The organism is Streptomyces swartbergensis (assembly GCF_002148965.1).
Taxonomy (GTDB): Bacteria; Actinomycetota; Actinomycetes; order Streptomycetales; family Streptomycetaceae; genus Streptomyces; species Streptomyces swartbergensis.
Genome location: NZ_NGFN01000014.1, coordinates 36,830 through 54,445 on the forward strand (window position 1 = coordinate 36,830; position 17,616 = coordinate 54,445).

The window sequence follows — 17,616 nt, forward strand, 5'->3', positions numbered from 1 at the left end:
GGGAAGCGGGCGTAGGGGTTGGTGTGCCAGGCGGGCAGGCCCCGGAGATAGAAGCCGGCCGGCAGTGGGGGCAGTCCGGAGGTGTGGGTGATCAGGTGGGCGAGCGTCACCGGGTTGGCGTCGGTCGGCCGCCGCCCGTCCAGGAGGGCCGCGGCCGGTTCCCCGCCGGACAACTCGCCGCTGTGGATCAGCCGGGCCAGCAGCAGGCCGGTGAACGTCTTGGCGCCCGAGCCGATCTCGTAGCGGAGGTCGGCGCGGGGAAGCGGCGGGGGCGGAGCGGTACCGCCGCTGAGAACGGTGCGGCGGCCGTGGCGGGAGAGGGCGAAGACGACGTCCGGGGCGTCGGATGCGGTGACGGCGTCCGCGAGCCGCTCGGCGAGCGGGCCGTCCGGGGGAACGGACCACGACGGGACGTGCCCTGCACTGGGCGCGGCCGCCGGCGCCGCAGGGGGGGCCGGAGGCTCGACCGTCGCCGTGTCCCGCAGCGGCGAGGACTCATCCGCCGACCGGGCACCCGGAGCCGGGGCCCGGCCCGTCGGTGTGTCGCGCGGGACCGCCGGGCCCTGCTCCGTTGCCGTGTCACGCAGGGGCGGAAAGTCGTTCGCCGGCCTGGCACGCGGAGCCGGAGTCTCGGCGTCGTCGAGCGGCTCGCCCGGCCACGGCGTGTGCCGACAGGTCATCATGAGGCCTGGACCAGCAGGGACAGGGACCGGGAGGTGGCCAGGACGGAGGCGTAGGCGGCGACCAGGGTCGAGTGGTAGACGATGTCGAACACCTCGTCGGGGGCGCCCTCGGGCATCGCCCGCAGGGCGGGCATGGCCCCGTCCGGCTGCTGTGCGGCGGCGAAGCCCCTCCAGGCCCGTTCGTCCAGGGTGGGGCAAGGCAGGCAGGCGTCGACCACGAGCAGTTCGCCGAGCAGGTCCCAGCGTTCCAGATCCAGCCAGTCGTCGATCCAGACCGGCAGCCAGGTCGCGAGGTAGTCCGCGGTGACGGGCGGCAGGCCGTCCGGCCTCTCCCCCCAGTCGGTCAGGTGGAACACGTTGTGGGTGACGTCGTAGGCGATGTGCCCTTCCACCGTCCAGGGCTCGGGGGTGCGGGCCAGCCAGGTCGTGTCCCGCAGGTCGGCTTCCGGCGGCCGGGGCGGGAGGCCGAACCGGCGCTGGAACGCGGACAGGCCGAGCCGCCGGGTGGGGGTCGTCTCGAACACCACCCAGCTGTCCAGCCGGTGGTTCAGGGCGGTCGCCCGCTCGATCTCCGGCTGGCTGTAACCGAGTTCCTTGAAAGGCAGGTACACCTCGAACGGGATGGGGGAGAGCGGCTCCGTGAGCTGCCCCCGCACGAGCATGCGACCGCCGTCCAGCGTCTCGCGCCAGGCATGGTCGAGGAGTTGCCGGGCCAGCTGCGCCTGGCGCGATCCCGAGACACCCTCGCGGAACAGCACCTTGCAGATCATGGCGAGTTCGCCGATGGGTTTGAAGCGTTCCAGAAAGCCGATCTCCGGGTCGACGTCGGGTTCCAGCTGGAATCCGTCGCGGTGGGCCCACAGCCATTCCAGCGCGCCGACTCCGACGTTGTGGATCAGGCGGGTGTCGGTCATCCCAGCACTCCTTGTCCGCCCGGCCGGTGGTGCGTGCCTGCCCGGGCTCCGTCGTCGAGCCGCCCGGTGGTCAGGGTTGCGGCGAAGGCGGCCATGAGGGTGGGGTGGTAGTGGGTGAAGAAGTCCGGGCCGATGTCGTGGTCCGTGCCGCCCCCCTGCTCCGGGACCGCGCCGGAGGGGTGCTGTACGGCCGCGATCCGCGCCCAGGCGTCCTGGAGGACATCCCGTTCGGGCAGCAGCGGCAGGCTCGCCGCCACGGCCAGCAGCTCGCAGCCGAGGTCCCACATCCCGGCGTCCAGACAGGTGTCGAGCCAGGGCGGCAGCCAGTCGGCCAGGTAGTCGGCCAGGTCCGGTGGTACGCCCCCGGGCCCGGCGCGTCCCCAGTCGGTCAGATGGAAGACCACATGGGTGAGGGAGTAGCCCGAGGACGCCTCGAAGGTCCAGGGCTCGGGCAGTCCGGCCAGCCAGGTGCGCCGCAGCGCCTGCGGCATCGTGTCGGATCCCCGGATGCCGCTGTGTGCCTCGGCGTTCAGGACGCCGAGCCGCCGCGTGGGTTCCTGCTCGGTCAGCCGCCAGCCGCGGGTGCGGGCCACCGTGGCGATGGCCGCCTCGTAGCGGGGGTGCCGCAGGCCCGCCGCGGCCATGGCGGCGTACACCTCCAACGGGTAGGTGGCGAAGGGCTCCAGCCGTTGCAGGCGCACGAACAGCTCTCCCCGGCCGGTCTGCTGCCATACGAAGGCCATCAGGTCGGCCGCGCACGCGTGGAGCGGATCCGGAGGCTCGGTGTGCCGGGACACGGTCGCGCACACCTGGGCCAGTTCCCCGAGCGGCTTCCAGCTGCGGTTCACCTGTCCGTCGGCGGCCAGCGCGTCCTCGCCCAGCGCGAACTGCTCGCGATGTGCGGACACCCACTCCAGGGCGTCTTCGGCCACCTGCCGCGTCACCTGTGACTGCCTCACACGAACGCTCCCGCCCGGGTCAGCCGTGCCGCCCTCACCTGCAGCGCCACGAGCGGGTCCTGACCGCCCATCAGCTCCACGAAGTCCAGGCCGTTCTCGAGCCCCAGCGTTTGCGGTACGCCCTCCAGCAGGGTCAGCCAGCGTCCGGCGCCGGCCGCCTGCCGCCAATCCCTGCGGCGTACGGCGCGCACGAAGCCCCGGGCGACGTCGACCGGACGGTGCCCAGCCGCGCGGGCGACCGCGCAGTCCTCCCCGGGCAGGGCGAGGGCGGCCAGCACGGCGAGCTGGTGCGTCAGTACTTGCCAGGTCGTGCCCTCGAGCCAGGAGGCGTCGGGTTCCTCGTCCGGGCCGTCGGCGTGGCCCGGGTCGAGCCGCCGCAGCATGCGCCGCATGGCCCAGTGGCTCCACACGACGGTGGGAGCGGCTCCGGCGCCGGGTGGGTAGGCCTCCACGGCCTTCCGGAACACGGCGAGTTCGTCGGGCAGGGGCGGGGCGCCGTGAAGCGTGCTCGGCAGCAACGCGTCGGCTCCCAGCACACGTACGGCCGCGAGGGCGAGGCCACCCGCTTCCCCGGCGGCCGCCATAGGGGCGGCCGCACGAGCGTGGTCTCCGCTCCGAAGAGCGGAGACCACACCGGAAGCGAGGTCCTGCACCGCGCCCTGCAAGAGAGGCGAAGTGCGTGACTGCTCCATGGTTGCTCCTGTCTGTCCGGTCAGCCCTTCTTGGGGCGCGGGGTAGGCGGCGAAATGAGCAGACCGAACTTGCCCCCGAACAGCGCAAGTGCGGCGCACTCACGGCTGTCGCGGTAGACACCGTCGACCTCTGCGGGGTCGAGCGCCGCCTCGATGTCGGCACTCTGGACGTCCGTCAGTTCCTCGGTGAACTTCTCGGTGGAAGTCATTGCACCATCTCCTAGGTGGAAGCGGATGCTTTCCCCTCTAGTGCACCTGATACGGACAAATCATGCCAACTTACCCATGAGTTTATTTCCGTCACATATTCAACAGCGGGCACATGAGTCACAGGTGCCGGTCATTGACGCCACGCGGTGCGGACCACCGGCTCAGCCTCGCGCCACGACCCGCAGGGTCCGGACGGAGGAGTCCGCCGCGTCGGGGATGAGGACGCCGTGCTCGACGCCGCTGCGCAGGTAGTCCAGGACCTCGTCGGTGACGACCTCGCCGGGTGCCACCACGGGCACGCCCGGCGGGTAGGGGCTGATCATCTCCGCGGAGATCCGTCCGGCGGCCCGCTCGGCGGGCACGTGCTCGACCGGGGCGAAGAACGCCTCGCGGGGCAGCATCGCCTGCTCCAACTCCAGCGCCGAGGGCTCGGGCAGATGGACCGGTGGCCGCCGCTCGATGGTGTCCGCCCGTTCGACGAGCGCGGCCAGGGCGTCCACCAGGACCGTCTCGGTCTCGTCGTCGTCCGCGTGGGTGATCGAGGCGCTGATACGGCAGGTGTCCGAGCCCCCGACGTCCACGTGGCGGTGGGTGCGCAGCCACTCCGCGGCCTGCATCCCGCTGATGCCGAGCTTGCGTACGTCGATGACGAGCTTGAGCGGATCGAGGTCGGCGGTGAGCCCCTCCTCCACGACCTCAGGGCCCATGGGCCGCAGGCCCGGCAGGTCGGCGACCACCGCCCGGATGCGCTCGGCCCGGCGGATGGCGGCTTCCAGGAGTTCGTGCCCCCGTTCGACCATCTGGCGGCGCCAGCCGTCGAGCGTGGCGTACACGAGCGAGGAGGCGCTGGTGGTGCCGAGCAGGTCCTCGCGCTGTTTGAGCGCCTCGGGCGACACGCGGTCGTGCTGGAGGTGGAAGACCGAGCTCTGTTCCACGGCCCCGCCCATCTTGTGCACGCTGGTCACCACCAGGTCGGCCTCGGCGTCCATGCCCCAGGCGGGCAGGGCCGGGTGGAACGGCAGGTGGGCGCCCCAGGCCTCGTCGACGATGACGGGAACGTCGAACTCGTGGCACACCCGGGCCACTCCCCCGATGTCCGCGCACGATCCCCAGTCGGTCGGCGTGATCAGCAGCATGCCCTTGGCGTCCGGGTGCTCCTGGAGCCGCCGGCGGACGTCGTCGGGCTCGGGCGGGTGGGCCAGGTGCCGTTCGGCGTCGAACTTCGGGTGCACCCAGATCGGTTCGACGCCGTTGACGACGACGGCCGCGATGACGGACTTGTGGGCGTTGCGCGACAGCAGCAGCTTCTCGCCCGGCCCGGCCGCGGCCAGCATCGCGGTCTTCACGGACAGGGAGCTGCCGCAGGTGGAGAAGAACGCGTGCTCGGCGCCGACCGCGTCCGCCATCAGCTCCTGGGCCCGGCTGAGGACGCCCTGCGACTGGCGGCGGTCGTCGAGGCCGTTGAGGGAGAGCACGTCGGAACGGAACACGTCGAGCCCGACGATCTCCGCGACCCGGGGGTCCACTCCCCTGCCCTGCTTGTGGCCCGGCGGGCCGTAGGCGATGTCGCCGCGGCGCCGGAAGTCCTCCAGCGCCTCCAGGACGGGCACGCGCGAGTGGTCCATGGTTCCTCCCAGATCCGGCCCGCCCGGCCGCCGCCGCGGCGTCCACGCTGTCGTGGCCCGGCGGGTACACCGACCGTGTTGCACTCGGGCACCGGTCGAAACGCGGCGGGTGTGGCGGCGACGGGCGGGGCCTGCTCAGGGCACAGCCGCACAGGTCGAGGCACGGCGGCGCCGCCCGCACCCGGCGGGGTCCCGCCCAAAGGCACATCCGCTCCGGACGAAACGCGGCGAGTGGGGCGGCAGGGCGAAATCCGGCCGGGGACACGGCCGCCGCGGACGGAACACGGCGGTGCCGCCGCCCCCGGCGCGGACCCTGCCCAAAGGCACAACCGCACCAGAGGAAACACAACGACCGCCACGGCAAGGCGACACCCGATCGGGGACGGCCGCACCAGACGACACGCGGCGAGTGTCGCCACACCCGGCGGGCACCCGCGCAAAGGCACAACCGCACCGGAGGAACACCGCCGTGCCACCGCACCCACCGCAGACCCTGCCCAAAGACACAACCGCACCAGACGAAACACAACGACCGCCACGGCAAGGCGACACCCGATCGGGGACGGCCGCACCAGACGACACGCGGCGAGTGTCGCCACACCCGGCGGGCACCCGCGCAAAGGCACAACCGCACCGGAGGAACACCGCCGTGCCACCGCACCCACCGCAGACCCTGCCCAAAGACACAACCGCGCCAGACGAAGCACAGCAAGCATCACGGCAGGGCGGTACGGCCGCGCCAACGAAACACCGCGGGTGCCGCCCGCGCTCGGGGTGGACCCGACTGAGGGCGCAAGCGCACCGGCCGGAAGACAGCGAGCGTCACGGCAGGACGAAACCCGCCAAGCGACACGGCCGCCCAGGTGGAAACGCGGCGGGTGTCGCCGCATCGGGCGGTGAAACCCGGTCGGGGACACACCGCAGCCGACGCCGGGGAGGCCCCTGTGGAGCGCACGCGCGAGGACGTACACCAGGCTGTCCGTGAGGAGGTGGCGGCCCGGGCCTACGCGCTGTGGGGTGTGACCTCGCGGCTGCACGCCGACCCCGAGTACGCCTTCGCCGAGCACCGGGCGGCGGCCTTGCTGTCGGGTGAGCTGGAACGGGCCGGTTTCGCCGTGGAGCGCGGCGTGGCGGGGATGCCGACCGCGTTCACGGCGCGCTCGGGCCGGGGCCGGCCCGCGGTCGCGCTGCTGCTGGAGTACGACGCCCTGCCCGGCCTCGGCCACGCGTGCGGCCACAACCTCATCGCGGCGGCGAGCCTGGGAGCCGCGCTGGCGGTGCGGGCCGTGGCGGAAGAGTCCGCCGGGTCGGTGCTGGCGGTGGGCACCCCCGCCGAGGAGGGCGGAGGCGGCAAGGCCCTGGAGGTGGAGGCGGGGGTGTTCGACGGCGTCGACGCGGCGCTGATGTTCCATCCGGGCGTCTACAGCTGGGCGCGGGCGCCGCTGACCGCGCAGGTACAGTACCGGGTGGGCTTCCACGGCCGGGCCGCGCACCCCACCGGGAACCCGACGGAGGGCATCGACGCGCTCGCGGCGCTGGTGGAGCTGTTCAATGTGCTGGCCGTGCTGGGGCGGCGGCTGCCGGAGGGCTCGCACGTGCAGGGCATCGTCACCCGGGGCGGCACCGCCACGAACATCGTCCCGGAGTACGCCGAGGGCCTGTTCGGTCTGCGCGCGGCCACGACGCCGGCGCTGGAGGACCTCACGGACCGGCTGCGGGAGTGTGCCGAGGGCGTGGCCCGGGCCACGGGCACCACCGCCGAGGTCGAGCGGGCCACCGTGCGCTACGAGCACTTCCGGGACAGCGAGGCACTGTCCGAGCGGTTCGCCGCACATCTGTCCCGGGCCGGGATCCCGCTGTCACCGCCCGTGCCCGGCGTGTACCTGGGGTCGTCCGACATCGGGAACGTCAGCACGCGGGTGCCCGCCATCCACCCGTTCGTCGCGATCATGGACGAGGGCGGCTCCGACCACACCCCGGAGTTCGCCGGGGCCGCCGCCTCGCCCCGGGCCCGCGAGGTGCTGGTCGCCGCCACGGAAGCCCTCGCGTGCACCGCCGTGGACGTCCTGCTGTCCGAGGAACTGCGCGAGGAGGCCTGGGCTCGGCACCGGGCGGCGCGAACGGGGTGAGTGCTTCCGCCCCTGGTGGGGAACCCGGCGAACGCCGTACCCACCGACACCCTGGAGAAGGCCATGAGTCTGTTGCGCGTACTCGGCCGTCCCATGCTGGCCTCGATGTTCCTCACGGGCGGCCTGAACTCCGTCCGTGACCCGAAGGAGGTCGCCCCGGCCGCCGAGCCTGTCGTCCAACCGGTCACCGAACGCGTCTCGGCGCTGCCGGACCGCACCGAGCAGGTCGTACGGCTGAACGGCGCCGTGCAGGTCGCGGCCGGGCTGATGCTGGCCACCGGGCGCATGCCGCGTCCGGCCGCGCTGGCCATCGCGGCCACGCTGGTGCCGACGACGCTCGCGGGGCACCGCTTCTGGGAGGCGGAGGATCCTTCGCAGCGGGCCGAGCAGCGGATCCACTTCTTCAAGAACATGTCCATGCTCGGCGGGCTGCTGATCGCCGCGGACGACACCGGCGCCCGCCCCTCGGTGGTGTGGCGTGGCAGCCACGCCGCCCGTGGCCTGCGACGCGACGCTGGTCTGGTGCGGCGCTCCGTCCGTGCCACCACGGGCCCGGCCGCGGCCGCCGGGCGTGTCCGGGCCAAGCTCCCCGTCTGAGCCACGGAAGGGGGGTCACCCGGACCGCTGCGTTAGCCCCCTGGGGCCTTGGGGACCCGGGGGCTGGAGGTGAAGGACATGGGACACGGAGGAAACGTCATCGACGAGCTGGTGACCGATCACCGCGAAGTCGAGGAGATGTTCGGCAAGATCGAGGGGCTGCCGTCCGGCCACAAGGACCGCAAGACGTACGCGGACCAGGTCACGATCGAGCTGGTCCGGCATTCGGTGGCCGAGGAGGCCTACCTCTATCCGGCTGTACGCGAGCACGTGGCCAACGGTGACGCTCTCGCCGACCAGGAGCTCCAGGACCACGCCACGGCCGAGCGGATCATGAAGGACCTGGAGGGCTGTGACCCGGGCGACGCCGACTTCGACCGGCTGATGGGCATGCTGATGAGCGAGATCCGCTCGCACATCGCCGACGAGGAGGGCAACCTCTTCCCGGCGCTGCGGCAGGCCTGTCCGATGGACACGCTCAACGAGCTGGGCGAGAAGGTCCGGAAGGCGAAGAAGACCGCTCCGACCCGGCCCCACCCGGCCGCGCCCGACAAGCCTCCGGCGAACAAGCTCCTGGCTCCGGGCACCGGGATGATCGACCGGCTGCGCGACGCGCTGACCGGTCGCGGCAAGTCCGAGTAGAGCGGCCGCTGCCGCACACCGCTGTGCAGGAAAAGGGCCCGTCGCCTCGGCGACGGGCCCTTCTCCGTCTTCTGTGACGCTGCCTTCTGTGGCGCTGCCTTCTGTGGCCGCCGTCACGTGACACCGCCCGGGCGAGGCCCGTGATCGGCAGCTGTGATCAACCACACTCGCGGCCTCAAATGCCCGGAGGCCGAAGGCGGTTCGGACGTGTGGGGGCGACGGACGAGATGCGGATGGATCCGACTCGGGGGCCTGCTCTGCCACGATGGTCGGCGCCGTATCCGGCGAGGGAAGCCACCGCGCAGCGCAGCCGGTGCTTCTCGTTCCCCTCGCCCTCCTCCTCCTGAGTCCTCCGACTCGTCTTGCGAGTACAGCACTGTGTCTTCGTCGCCCTCCCCTGCCCAGCCCGCCTCGCGCTCGCCCTGGCGGTCGCTGCGGTACCGCAGCATGCGCTGGTGGTCCGTCGCGAACTTCGTGTCGAACGCCGGTACGTGGATGCAGCTCACGGTGCAGAACCTGCTGGTCCTCCAGATCACCGGGTCCCCCGCCGCGACGGGGCTGTCCATGTCCGTGCAGGCCGCCCCTGCCCTGCTGATGAGCGTGCTCGGCGGCGCGGCCGTCGACCGGTGGCCCCGCAAGCTGACGGCGACCGTGAGCCAGGCGCTGCTCGGCGCGATCGCCTTCACGACGGCCGTGCTCGTGGCGCTGGACCGGCTCGACATGACCTCCCTGATGGTGCTGGCCGCCGTCACGGGTGTCGTCGCGACCGTCGACAACCCGGCGTGTGCGCTGCTGGGCAACGATCTCGTCCCGCCGGAGGACGTGCCCTCGGCCATCGGGGTCGGGGCGCTGGTGCACCAGTCGGGCCGGCTCGTGGGAGCGGCCCTGGCCGGTGTGGCGGTGGGGTTCCTCGGCACGTCCGCGGCGTACTTCGCGAACGGTGTGTCGTTCCTGTTCGTGGCGTCGGTCATTCCGTTCCTGCGGCCGGCTGCCGGGGCGGTGCGGGAGGTCGCCGTGGGCCCGAAGCGCACCGGCTCGGACATGTCCGTGCGGGAGGGGCTGGCCTTCTTCGCGCGCCGGCCGCGGCTGATGGCGCTCGCCGGGGTGACCGGGATCAGCGCGGTGTTCGGCCGCAACTACGGGCTCACCCTGGCCGTGCTCGTCACCGGGCCGCTCGCGGGTGGTGCCGGTTCGTTCGGCACCGTATCGACCGTGCTCGCCGTCGGCGGCATCCTCGGCGCGGTCCTCGGCGCCCGGCTGCGCCGGCCGTCCGTGCGGCTCGTGGGAGCGCTGGCGGCGGGCGGGGCGCTGCTCCAGGTGGTGGCGGGGCTGTCGCCGTCGCTCGCGGTGCTGATCGTGCTCGTGCTGCCGATGGCCGTGGTGGAGTCCGTCTCCGACACCGCCGGCACGGCCGTCCTCCAGACCGACCCGCCGGCCCATCTGCGGGGCCGGGTGCTGGGCGTGTGGGGCAGCATCGGCACGGTGTGGAGCCTCGGCGGCCCGCCCGCACTCGGCCTCCTGATGGAACTGGCCGGCGCCCGTGGCGCCCTCGTCACCGGCGGCCTGCTCATCGCCGGCTCGATCGGCGCGGGCTACCTGCTGCGACAGCGCCGCACCACGACGCCGGTGATCATCCGGACGGAGGAGGGCGACGTCCAGGGGCAGCCGGCGCTGAGCACGGCGGCCTGAGCGGCGCGTGGCAGGGGCGCGGCGATCGGGTGTCCGCGACCGCCTGAGGCGAATTCCCAGGGCGGCGCGGCGGTAGGCCGCGGCTGCGGGAGAAGCCGGCAAGGCCGCACCGACCGATCGACCACCCCGGCCCGGACGGGACCCGCAGCGCCCGAGCGGCTGACCGGCCGGGCTCCCCCGGAGGATCCGCCTGCCTACCAGTCCGGTGCGACCCACAGCGCCCGAGCCGCTGATCGGCCGGGCCCCCCGGAGAGGGGCTCACAGAGCCCCGCAACCGGTCAGCCGTGCTGCTGCCCCGCGGGAGCCCCTCGGCCGCAAGTCAGCCGGACGCCGTCAGGAACCCGACGGTCGCAGGGCCACCGTCGCCGCCTTCGCCGCCCGGCGGGTCAGCAGGGTCGTGGAGCGGCCGTCGAGGTAGGGCAGAACCACGGCCTGGCCGCCCCACGTGCGGAGCGCCTCCGCCTCGGGCAGGTCCTGGACGGAGTAGTCGCCGCCCTTGACCCAGACGTCCGGGCGCAGCCGGGCCAGTACCGCCTCGGGGGTGTCCTCCTCGAAGACCACGACGGCGTCGACGCTGCCGAGCGCGGCGAGGACGCGGGCGCGGTCCGCCGCCGGGTTGAGCGGGCGGCCCGGGCCCTTGCGGCGGGTGACGGACGCGTCGGAGTTCAGGCACACGATGAGGCAGTCGCCGATGCGCCGGGCGCTCTCCAGCAGGCCGACGTGACCGGCGTGCACCAGGTCGAAGCAGCCGCCGGTGGCGACCACGGTGCCGCCCCGGGCGCGGACGCTCTCCGCGAGGGCGAACGCGTCGGTGGCGGCGTCGTCCGCGGGGCCGGGCGGCGGCTCGTTCCGCCACAGGTCGGGGTTGCCCGCGCCGCCGGCCGCGACGAACGCGGCGGCCTCGGCGACGGCCCGTTGCAGCGCCTCCTCGGGGAGCAGGCCGTCGGCGAGGGCCGCCGCCGTCGTCGCGGCGAAGCAGTCGCCCGCGCCGCACGGGTCCCCGGCGGCCCGGTAGGGCACGGGGACGAGCATCGGCGTACCGGGGCCGGGGCGGGCGAGCAGGACCCCGCGGTCGCCGAGGGTGACGGCGACGCCCGCGGCGCGCCAGCGTTCCGCCAGCCGTGCTCCCCGCTCGGCGTACGCGCCCAGTGACGTCCCTCCGGAGCCGGGGTGCAGGGCTCGTGCCTCCGCCGCGTTGGGGGTGACGAGCCGGGCTCCGGGCACGGGCGGGTCGCCGTTGGGGTGGGGGTCCCACACCAGGGGTGTGCGGCGGGCGGCGTCCTCGAGATACGGCCGCAGGGCGCCCGCGGTGTGGCGCCCGTAGTCGGCGACCAGGATCGCGCGGGCGTTCGCCAGTGCCTCCCGGACCGCGTCGTCGGGTTCGCCGGGGGTGCCGCCGCCCCGGTCGATGCGGACGACGGGCCGGCCGCCCGCCAGGACGCGGGTCTTGACCGGCAGGGTGCCTTTGAGCGGGAGCTCCAGCAGCCGGACCCGGCCGCGCAGGTCACGCCGTACGGCCTCGCTGGCCTCGTCGTCGCCGAGCGCGGTCACCAGGACCACGTCCCGGCCGCCGCGGGCGGCGAGGGCAGCGGCCAGTCCGGCTCCTCCCGGGTGCCGCCGGTCGCCGGTGACGTCGACGACGGGGGCGGGGGCGTCCGGGGAGAGCCGGGTGGAGACGCCTTCGATGTCCTCGTCGAGGAGGACGTCCCCGACGACCGCGAGCGGTTCCGGTCCGGTCATGAGGTGCTCCCGCGGGTGAGGACCGTGCGCCGTGCGAGCGGTGTGGACACGGCCGTGTCGAAGCACTCGCAGAGCAGGTGGACGGCGACGAGGTGGATCTCCTGGACGTTCGCGGTGCTGCCGGCGTCGACGCACAGGGCTTCGTGGGCGGCCTCGGCGAGGGGGTTCGGGCCGCGCCCGGTGAGCGCCCACACGCGCAGTCCGGCCTGCCGCGCGGTCACGGCGGCGGCGATGAGGTTGGCGCTGCGGCCGGAGGTGGACAGCAGCATCAGGATGTCTCCGGGGCGGCCGTGGGCGCTGACCTGGCGGGCGTAGACGTGGTCGAAGCCGTAGTCGTTGCCGATGGCGGTCACGCTGGACGTCTCGGCGTGCAGGGCGAGCGCCGAGTAGGCGCGGCGCTCCTGGCGGTAGCGGCCGACCAGTTCGGCGGTGAGGTGCTGGGCCTGGGCGGCGCTGCCGCCGTTGCCCGCGGCGAGCAGGCGGCCGCCGCCGGTGAGGACGTCGGCGAGCCGGCTGCCCCAGTCCGCGATCCGTTCGAGGCCGTGCCCGCGGAACCGGCCGAGTGCCTCGTCCAGTGACCGGCAGTGCAGGCGGGCGGCATCGAGCGCGGGGTGTGCAGGGTGTTCGCTCATGCTGTTCGGGCGTGCCGCCGCCCCGTGGACGGTGGCGGACCCGCACCTCCTTCGGTCTTCGGGCGTCGGGCGTCGGCGACGGCCGGCGGGTCGGGGACGGATCGCTTCAGCCGGCACCCGTCGCGGCGGGCTCGGCGTCGAGGACCTCGCAGTAGGCGGCCTCGGTGGCCGCGGCGACCTGGCCCCAGCCGTAGCGGCTCAGGACGCGGCGCCGCCCGGCCGCTCCGCACGCCTCGCGGGCCGCCGGGTCGGCGAGCAGGCCGGCGACGGCGCGGGCCAGGGCCTCCGGGTCGCGGGGCGGCACCAGCCGTCCGGTGCCGGGGTCGGCCACGGTGTCGAGCTGCCCGCCGACCGCGCTGGCCACGACGGGCACGCCGCAGGCCATGGCTTCCAGCGGGACGATGCCGAAGGGTTCGTAGTCGGCGGGGCACACCACGACGTCGGCGGAGCGCAGCAGTAGCGGCACTTCCTCGCTGGGCACGGCGCCGGTGAAACGGACCCGGTCGGCGACGCCGGCGTCCCGGGCGATGCCGCGCAGCCGGCGCACCTCCGGGTCGTCGTCGAGCCGGTCCGCGGGCGGCCCGCCGACCACGACGAGCTCGGTGCCGGGCAGCCGGGCCAGCGCGGCGACGGCCACCGCGGCGCCCTTGCGCGGCACCAGCCGGCCCAGCTGGAGCAGCCGGTGCGGGTACGGTCCGCGCGGCGCGGCCGGGCCCTTCGGGGTGAACCGGTCGGGGTCGACGCCGCACGGCACGATGCCGATCTTGTGCGGGGGTATGCCCATGCGGGTCAGTTCGGCGGCCTCGTCCCGGCAGGTGGCGACGACCCGGTCGCAGCCCAGCCCGACCTCGATCTCGCTGGGGATCCGCTCCGGCGGGCTGGTGTCGGCGCGGCGCTGGTGACGTCGCTTCACGGTGCCGAGGGCGTGGTACGTGTGCAGCAGGGGCAGCCCGTGCGCGCGGGTCGCGCGCAGCGCGGCCAGGCCCGACATCCAGTAGTGCGAGTGCACGAGGTCGGGTGCCCGGTTGCGCCAGCCGCGTGCCAGGTAGCGGCCGAACTCGCCCATGTACGGCAGGAGTTCGTCCTTGGGGAGCGGCTCGGCCGGTCCTGCGGGGACGTGGTGCACCTCGACGCCGTCGCGCAGCTCCACCCGGCAGGGCAGGTCGGGCGCGTCACGGCGGGTGTAGACGGTGACGCGGTGACCTCGGTCGGCGAGCGCCCCGGCGAGGCAGGCGACGTGGACGTTCTGGCCGCCGGCGTCGACCCCGCCGAGCGCGGCGAGCGGGCTCGCGTGCTCCGAGACGAGCGCGATGGCGAGGACGCCCGGGTCGAGGGGGTCGCCGCCGAGCGGTCCGGTGGGGAAGGGGCTGAGGGACGGGGTCATGAGCACACCTCCGTGATCAGGCGCTCCCAGTCGGCCAGGAAACGCTTGAGCCCGTAGCGTTCGAGGGCCGCCTGCCGGGCCCGGGCTCCGTCCGCGGCCGCGGCCTCGGGTTCGTGGAGGTAGCGGCGCGCGGCGCGGGCCAGGACGTCGGGGCGGGTGGAGAGGGCGCCCGCGCCGCGCGGCACCGCCTCGACGGCCTCGGTGGTGGCGAGCGCCAGGACGGGCAGGCCGAGGTGCATCGCCTCCAGCAGGGACAGGCCGAGGGAGGTCCAGCGCACCGGGTGCAGGTACATGCGGCGTTCGGCCATGGCCGTGTGCAGCTCGCTCTGGGGCAGGTCGGCGGTGCGGCACCGGTCCGGGGGCAGGGCGAGCCGGCCGGCCAGGCCCTCGGTGCCCATGCCGAACACGTCGAGCGGCACCGCCTCGGCCAGGGCGGGCAGCAGGTCCGTACCGGTGTACCGGGCGCGTCGCACGGGCTCGTTGACGACGACGGCGGCGCGCGCGAGCCGGCCGGTGTAGCGGTGGCCCGGGTCGACGATGCCGTGCTCGACGACCACCGTGCGGGTGGTGCCGCAGTCCCAGAACAGCCGGTTGAAGTGCGTGACGTGCACGATCGTCAGATCGGCGCGGTCGGCGCACGGATGCCGGGTGTCCGGTACGTCGCCGTCGGGCGCGTTGTGCTCCAGGTACAGCGCGGGCACGTCGCGGCCGGGGCGGCGTCCGCCGAGCCAGCGTTCGGCCAGCTCCGGTTCGTGCGGCCGTTGCAGGACGACCAGGTCGACGGGCGTGTCGCGGAGTTCCCCGGGGGTGACCTCGCGTACCGAGGCGGGCCAGGAGAAGGTGCGGGCCCGCCCCAGGCCGTCCGGGTCGCGGCCCGGGGTGACGGGGACGAGGTAGGTGTGCGGGCCCTGGACGAACGCGGTCGTCCAGGAGCCGTGCACGTGCCACAGCAGGATGTTCATACGGCCGCTCCTCGCTCCGTCTGTTCTCCCTGGTCCGCCGGGTCGTCCGTGAGGGCCGCCACGGCGGCGAGCACCTCGGCGTCGCCGATGCCGTCCAGGCAGGGGTGTCCCGGCACGGGGCAGTGCCGGGCCCGGGTGTCCGCGCACGCGGCGTGCCGGTCGCCGAGCAGGACGTGCGGTACGCCGTAGGGGGCCCACAGTTCGGCCGGCACGACCGGTGCGAAGAGGCTGACGACGGGTGTGCCGACGGCGGCGGCGAGATGGGCCGGGCCGGTGTTCCCGGCCACCACGACCCGCGCCCCGGCGAGGACTCCGGCCAGGTGCGGCAGGTCGGTGGCGCCGCCGAGGTCGAGCGCGTGCCGCCCGGCGACCCGCGCGGTCAGCTCCCGCTCGGCGCGGGCTCCGGTGACGACGACCCGGAACCCCTCGGCGGACAGGGCGGCGACGGCCCGTGCCGCCCGGCCCGGGGTCCAGGCCCGGGCGGGGACGGCGGCGCCGGGGTGGACGACGACGTACGGCTCGGGGCCGGTGAGGTGGGTGGCGAGGGGCGGCGGTGTGACGCGCAGCCGCCCGTCGTCGCCGGGCGGAAGGATGTAACCGGCGGCGCGGGCCAGGTCCAGGGCGGCGAGGGCCTCGTGGCGGYGCGGCGGTCTGCGGTGCCGCAGGTCGAGCAGCGCGCCCGGGTAGTCCTCGCTGTCGGCGGCGGTCCAGCCGATCCCGGCGAGCCTCAGCAGCAGGGCGATCGGCAGCGGGCTCTGGTGGTACGACACGAGGACGAGCGCCCGGTCGAAGCGGCCAGCCGTGAGCGTCTCCAGCAACTGCCGGGTGGCCGCCGGCGTGACCGGCGGCGGCTCCAGCCCGACCCAGGGGGCGTCGTACGTCAGCACGTCGTCCGCCCCGGGCAGCATCCGCGCCGCCGCGACCCCCTGCGGCCCGCACAGCAGCGCGGTGTACGAGGACCCGGCCGCGACGGCCCGCACGGCGGGCCCGGCCAGGAGCACGTCGCCGGCGCTGTCGAGGCGGACGACGAGGGTCCGGGGCAGGCGGCCGCGGGAACGGAAGGCGGTCATCTCGGCTCCCCCGTCGGCAGGGCGGGGTGACCGCGCGGTGCGGCAGCCGGCGCGCCCCGGTGACGGAGCGGTTCGCCGACCGGCCCGGCCGGGCTGCTCCGCCACTCCCCCGTCGCCGCACCGGGATCCCGTCGTGGTTCTCCCGCCCGCGCGCCGACGGGGGCCGGGGCGAGGACGAGAAGAACCGCAGCGAGCAGGTCGGCCGCCGTGCTGTCGGCCGCCGTGGTCTCCTCGGGGCGGGTGGCGGCCGTGGGGACCAGGAGGCCGCGGGCCCCGGCGGCGCGCGCGGCCTCCACGTCGGCCCCTGTGTCGCCGATGACGACGGTGCGTTCGGGCGGGACGGCGAGCCTGCGGCACGCGGCCAGGACCAGGCCGGGAGCGGGTTTGCGGCAGCCGCAGCCCTCCCCCGGCCCGTGCGGGCACACGGCCCAGACGGCGAACGGCCCGAGCAGTTCCTCCACCCGCAGGCGTACGTCCTCGACCTGGCGGGGGGTCAGCAGGCCACGGGCCACGCCCGACTGGTTCGTCACGACGCCGACGGGAATCCCGGCGGCGCGCACGGCGTCGACGGCCTCCCGGGCCCTCGGCATGAGCGCGACCCGGGCCGGGTCCCCGTTGTAGGGGACGTCGGCGACGAGCGTGCCGTCGCGGTCGAAGAGGACAGCCCCGGGGAGCGGTCCGCCGGGGTCGTGCGCGTGCGGGGGCTGCCGCACGCCGGCGGACCCGTACGACCCGGAGAGCAGCCAGGGACCGGTGGGCCGGGTCATGACCGCAACCGTTCCCTGACCGCCGGGCGGGGCGCGGGCGCCGGCTCGCCGGTCCCGAGCGGGGTGAGCGGCCGGGCCGTACGGTGGGCGAGCCGCCCGCGCAGCCAGTGCCAGGTCGCGGCCGGCGGGACGAGCGCGCTGGTCACGATCATGGTGAGCACCTCGTCGCGGGTGCGCGGCCCGGGCAGGATCCGGGCCAGGGCGAACTCGGCCGTACCGGCCAGCCATGCGGCGGCACAGAACCCGGCCGGCCGGTGCCGGCCGAGCAGGGCGCAGCCGAGGGCGGTCACCCCCGCCCCGGTGACGGCCAGGTGGACGGGCAGCCGCCCGCGAGGGGCCTCCGCCCGGCGCCACCAGTGGCGGCCGTGCAGCCGGGTCATCAGCACGTCGTCGGCGTTGCCGGCCTGGAGCCGGACGGACGTCCAGCGCCCGGCCGGCCGCACGGGGTGGGTGGTGGTGCGCCGGCCCCCGGTGAGCGTCCAGCCGGCGTCGAGGATGCGCAGGGCGAGGTCGGCGTCCTCCCGGAAGGCCCGCCGGAAGCGCTCGTCGAATCCGCCGACGGCAGCGAGCGCGGCCCGGCGGTACGCCATGTCGGCGGTGATCCAGCGGGCGCCGGCGAGTCCGGCCGTGTTGCGCTCCCAGTCGGTCGGGCGGCGGTCGGTGGGCAGCGGCACCTCGATCCGGGCGGTGATCCCGGCGGTCCGCTCCGTCGCCGCGGCCAGGTCGAGCGTCAGGTCGTCGCCCCAGGTGGGCCCGGGTACGACGTCGTCGTCGAGGAAGACGATCCAGGGCACGTCACCGGCCGCCCGCCAGCCGAGGTTGCGTGCGGCGGCGGGTCCGCGCGCCCCGCCGGGGACGACGATGGTGCGCGAGCGCAGGGACGGCGGGACGTCGGCGGTGAGGGGCGGGCGGACCCGCCGC

The 17,616-nt window shown here is 74.9% G+C and carries 17 protein-coding genes; 4 read left to right on the forward strand and 13 right to left on the reverse strand.

Annotation, left to right across the window (positions count from 1 at the left end):
• From CA983_RS47595 to CA983_RS04430, 6 genes are all read right to left on the reverse strand, one after another.
• Positions 1 to 683 (reverse strand): serine hydrolase domain-containing protein (locus CA983_RS47595; protein WP_244206634.1); only part of this gene is annotated, 683 nt, incomplete at its 3' end.
• Positions 680 to 1,597: a DUF6895 family protein gene (locus tag CA983_RS04410; RefSeq protein ID WP_086599555.1), complete on the reverse strand. Its 918-nt coding sequence runs from the start codon at positions 1,595 to 1,597 to the stop codon at positions 680 to 682. The genes CA983_RS04410 and CA983_RS47595, both read right to left, overlap by 4 nt.
• Positions 1,594 to 2,556, reverse strand: coding sequence for a DUF6895 family protein (locus tag CA983_RS04415; RefSeq protein WP_086599556.1), 963 nt, complete (start codon positions 2,554 to 2,556; stop codon positions 1,594 to 1,596). The genes CA983_RS04410 and CA983_RS04415 overlap by 4 nt, the downstream gene beginning before the upstream one ends.
• Positions 2,553 to 3,248, reverse strand: coding sequence for a hypothetical protein (locus CA983_RS04420; RefSeq protein ID WP_086599557.1), 696 nt, complete (start codon positions 3,246 to 3,248; stop codon positions 2,553 to 2,555). The genes CA983_RS04415 and CA983_RS04420 overlap by 4 nt, the downstream gene beginning before the upstream one ends.
• Positions 3,249 to 3,268: 20 nt before the next feature.
• On the reverse strand, positions 3,269 to 3,457 hold the full coding sequence (locus CA983_RS04425; protein ID WP_086599558.1) for a hypothetical protein: 189 nt from the start codon (positions 3,455 to 3,457) through the stop codon (positions 3,269 to 3,271).
• A 162-nt stretch (positions 3,458 to 3,619) separates the two neighbouring features.
• Positions 3,620 to 5,083, reverse strand: a complete 1,464-nt coding sequence (locus CA983_RS04430; protein WP_086599559.1) for an aminotransferase class I/II-fold pyridoxal phosphate-dependent enzyme — start codon at positions 5,081 to 5,083, stop codon at positions 3,620 to 3,622.
• Positions 5,084 to 6,027: 944 nt separating this feature from the next.
• Here CA983_RS04430 and CA983_RS04435 point away from each other — a divergent pair.
• The 4 genes from CA983_RS04435 (at position 6,028) to CA983_RS04450 (ending at position 10,140) form a co-directional block, all read left to right on the forward strand.
• Entirely contained in the window at positions 6,028 to 7,212 is a 1,185-nt protein-coding gene (locus CA983_RS04435) for an amidohydrolase (protein ID WP_086599560.1), read from the forward strand.
• A gap of 63 nt (positions 7,213 to 7,275) precedes the next feature.
• On the forward strand, positions 7,276 to 7,809 hold the full coding sequence (locus CA983_RS04440; protein ID WP_086599574.1) for a DoxX family protein: 534 nt from the start codon (positions 7,276 to 7,278) through the stop codon (positions 7,807 to 7,809).
• A 78-nt stretch (positions 7,810 to 7,887) separates the two neighbouring features.
• Positions 7,888 to 8,451 carry a hemerythrin domain-containing protein gene (locus CA983_RS04445; protein ID WP_086599561.1) on the forward strand — a complete coding sequence of 188 codons (564 nt, stop codon included), beginning with the start codon at positions 7,888 to 7,890 and terminating at the stop codon, positions 8,449 to 8,451.
• Between the two features lie 447 nt (positions 8,452 to 8,898).
• On the forward strand, positions 8,899 to 10,140 hold the full coding sequence (locus tag CA983_RS04450) for an MFS transporter (RefSeq protein WP_244206635.1): 1,242 nt from the start codon (positions 8,899 to 8,901) through the stop codon (positions 10,138 to 10,140).
• Positions 10,141 to 10,473: 333 nt separating this feature from the next.
• On the opposite strand, the gene rfaE2 is transcribed toward CA983_RS04450, so the two are convergent.
• The 7 genes from rfaE2 to CA983_RS04485 form a co-directional block, all read right to left on the reverse strand.
• Entirely contained in the window at positions 10,474 to 11,880 is a 1,407-nt protein-coding gene (gene rfaE2, locus CA983_RS04455; protein WP_086599563.1) for a D-glycero-beta-D-manno-heptose 1-phosphate adenylyltransferase, read from the reverse strand.
• The gene (locus tag CA983_RS04460; protein WP_086599564.1) at positions 11,877 to 12,512 is read right to left on the reverse strand and encodes a D-sedoheptulose-7-phosphate isomerase; all 636 of its coding nucleotides are present in this window, start codon (positions 12,510 to 12,512) and stop codon (positions 11,877 to 11,879) included. Before CA983_RS04460 ends, rfaE2 begins: the two co-directional genes overlap by 4 nt.
• A gap of 106 nt (positions 12,513 to 12,618) precedes the next feature.
• Positions 12,619 to 13,896, reverse strand: a complete 1,278-nt coding sequence (locus tag CA983_RS04465) for a glycosyltransferase (protein WP_086599565.1) — start codon at positions 13,894 to 13,896, stop codon at positions 12,619 to 12,621.
• Positions 13,893 to 14,858, reverse strand: a complete 966-nt coding sequence (locus CA983_RS04470) for a glycosyltransferase (protein ID WP_086599566.1) — start codon at positions 14,856 to 14,858, stop codon at positions 13,893 to 13,895. The genes CA983_RS04465 and CA983_RS04470 overlap by 4 nt, the downstream gene beginning before the upstream one ends.
• Positions 14,855 to 15,928 (reverse strand): glycosyltransferase family 9 protein, encoded by a 1,074-nt coding sequence (locus CA983_RS04475; protein WP_167407325.1) that lies wholly within the window; start codon positions 15,926 to 15,928, stop codon positions 14,855 to 14,857. The genes CA983_RS04470 and CA983_RS04475 overlap by 4 nt, the downstream gene beginning before the upstream one ends.
• The gene (locus CA983_RS04480; protein ID WP_086599568.1) at positions 15,925 to 16,695 is read right to left on the reverse strand and encodes a D-glycero-alpha-D-manno-heptose-1,7-bisphosphate 7-phosphatase; all 771 of its coding nucleotides are present in this window, start codon (positions 16,693 to 16,695) and stop codon (positions 15,925 to 15,927) included. Before CA983_RS04480 ends, CA983_RS04475 begins: the two co-directional genes overlap by 4 nt.
• The coding region (locus CA983_RS04485; protein ID WP_086599569.1) for a glycosyltransferase family protein at positions 16,692 to 17,616 on the reverse strand (925 nt) is incomplete at its 5' end. The genes CA983_RS04485 and CA983_RS04480, both read right to left, overlap by 4 nt.

Excerpts from the sequence above, each read along its gene's own strand:
- CA983_RS04410 (WP_086599555.1), bottom strand. The coding sequence starts at position 1,597 with ATGACCGACACCCGCCTGATCCACAACGTCGGAGTCGGCGCGCTGGAA.
- CA983_RS04420 (WP_086599557.1), bottom strand. The coding sequence starts at position 3,248 with ATGGAGCAGTCACGCACTTCGCCTCTCTTGCAGGGCGCGGTGCAGGAC.
- CA983_RS04425 (WP_086599558.1), bottom strand. The coding sequence starts at position 3,457 with ATGACTTCCACCGAGAAGTTCACCGAGGAACTGACGGACGTCCAGAGT.
- CA983_RS04430 (WP_086599559.1), bottom strand. The coding sequence starts at position 5,083 with ATGGACCACTCGCGCGTGCCCGTCCTGGAGGCGCTGGAGGACTTCCGG.
- CA983_RS04440 (WP_086599574.1), top strand. The coding sequence starts at position 7,276 with ATGAGTCTGTTGCGCGTACTCGGCCGTCCCATGCTGGCCTCGATGTTC.
- CA983_RS04445 (WP_086599561.1), top strand. The coding sequence starts at position 7,888 with ATGGGACACGGAGGAAACGTCATCGACGAGCTGGTGACCGATCACCGC.
- CA983_RS04450 (WP_244206635.1), top strand. The coding sequence starts at position 8,899 with ATGCGCTGGTGGTCCGTCGCGAACTTCGTGTCGAACGCCGGTACGTGG.
- rfaE2 (WP_086599563.1), bottom strand. The coding sequence starts at position 11,880 with ATGACCGGACCGGAACCGCTCGCGGTCGTCGGGGACGTCCTCCTCGAC.
- CA983_RS04460 (WP_086599564.1), bottom strand. The coding sequence starts at position 12,512 with ATGAGCGAACACCCTGCACACCCCGCGCTCGATGCCGCCCGCCTGCAC.
- CA983_RS04465 (WP_086599565.1), bottom strand. The coding sequence starts at position 13,896 with ATGACCCCGTCCCTCAGCCCCTTCCCCACCGGACCGCTCGGCGGCGAC.
- CA983_RS04470 (WP_086599566.1), bottom strand. The coding sequence starts at position 14,858 with ATGAACATCCTGCTGTGGCACGTGCACGGCTCCTGGACGACCGCGTTC.
- CA983_RS04480 (WP_086599568.1), bottom strand. The coding sequence starts at position 16,695 with ATGACCCGGCCCACCGGTCCCTGGCTGCTCTCCGGGTCGTACGGGTCC.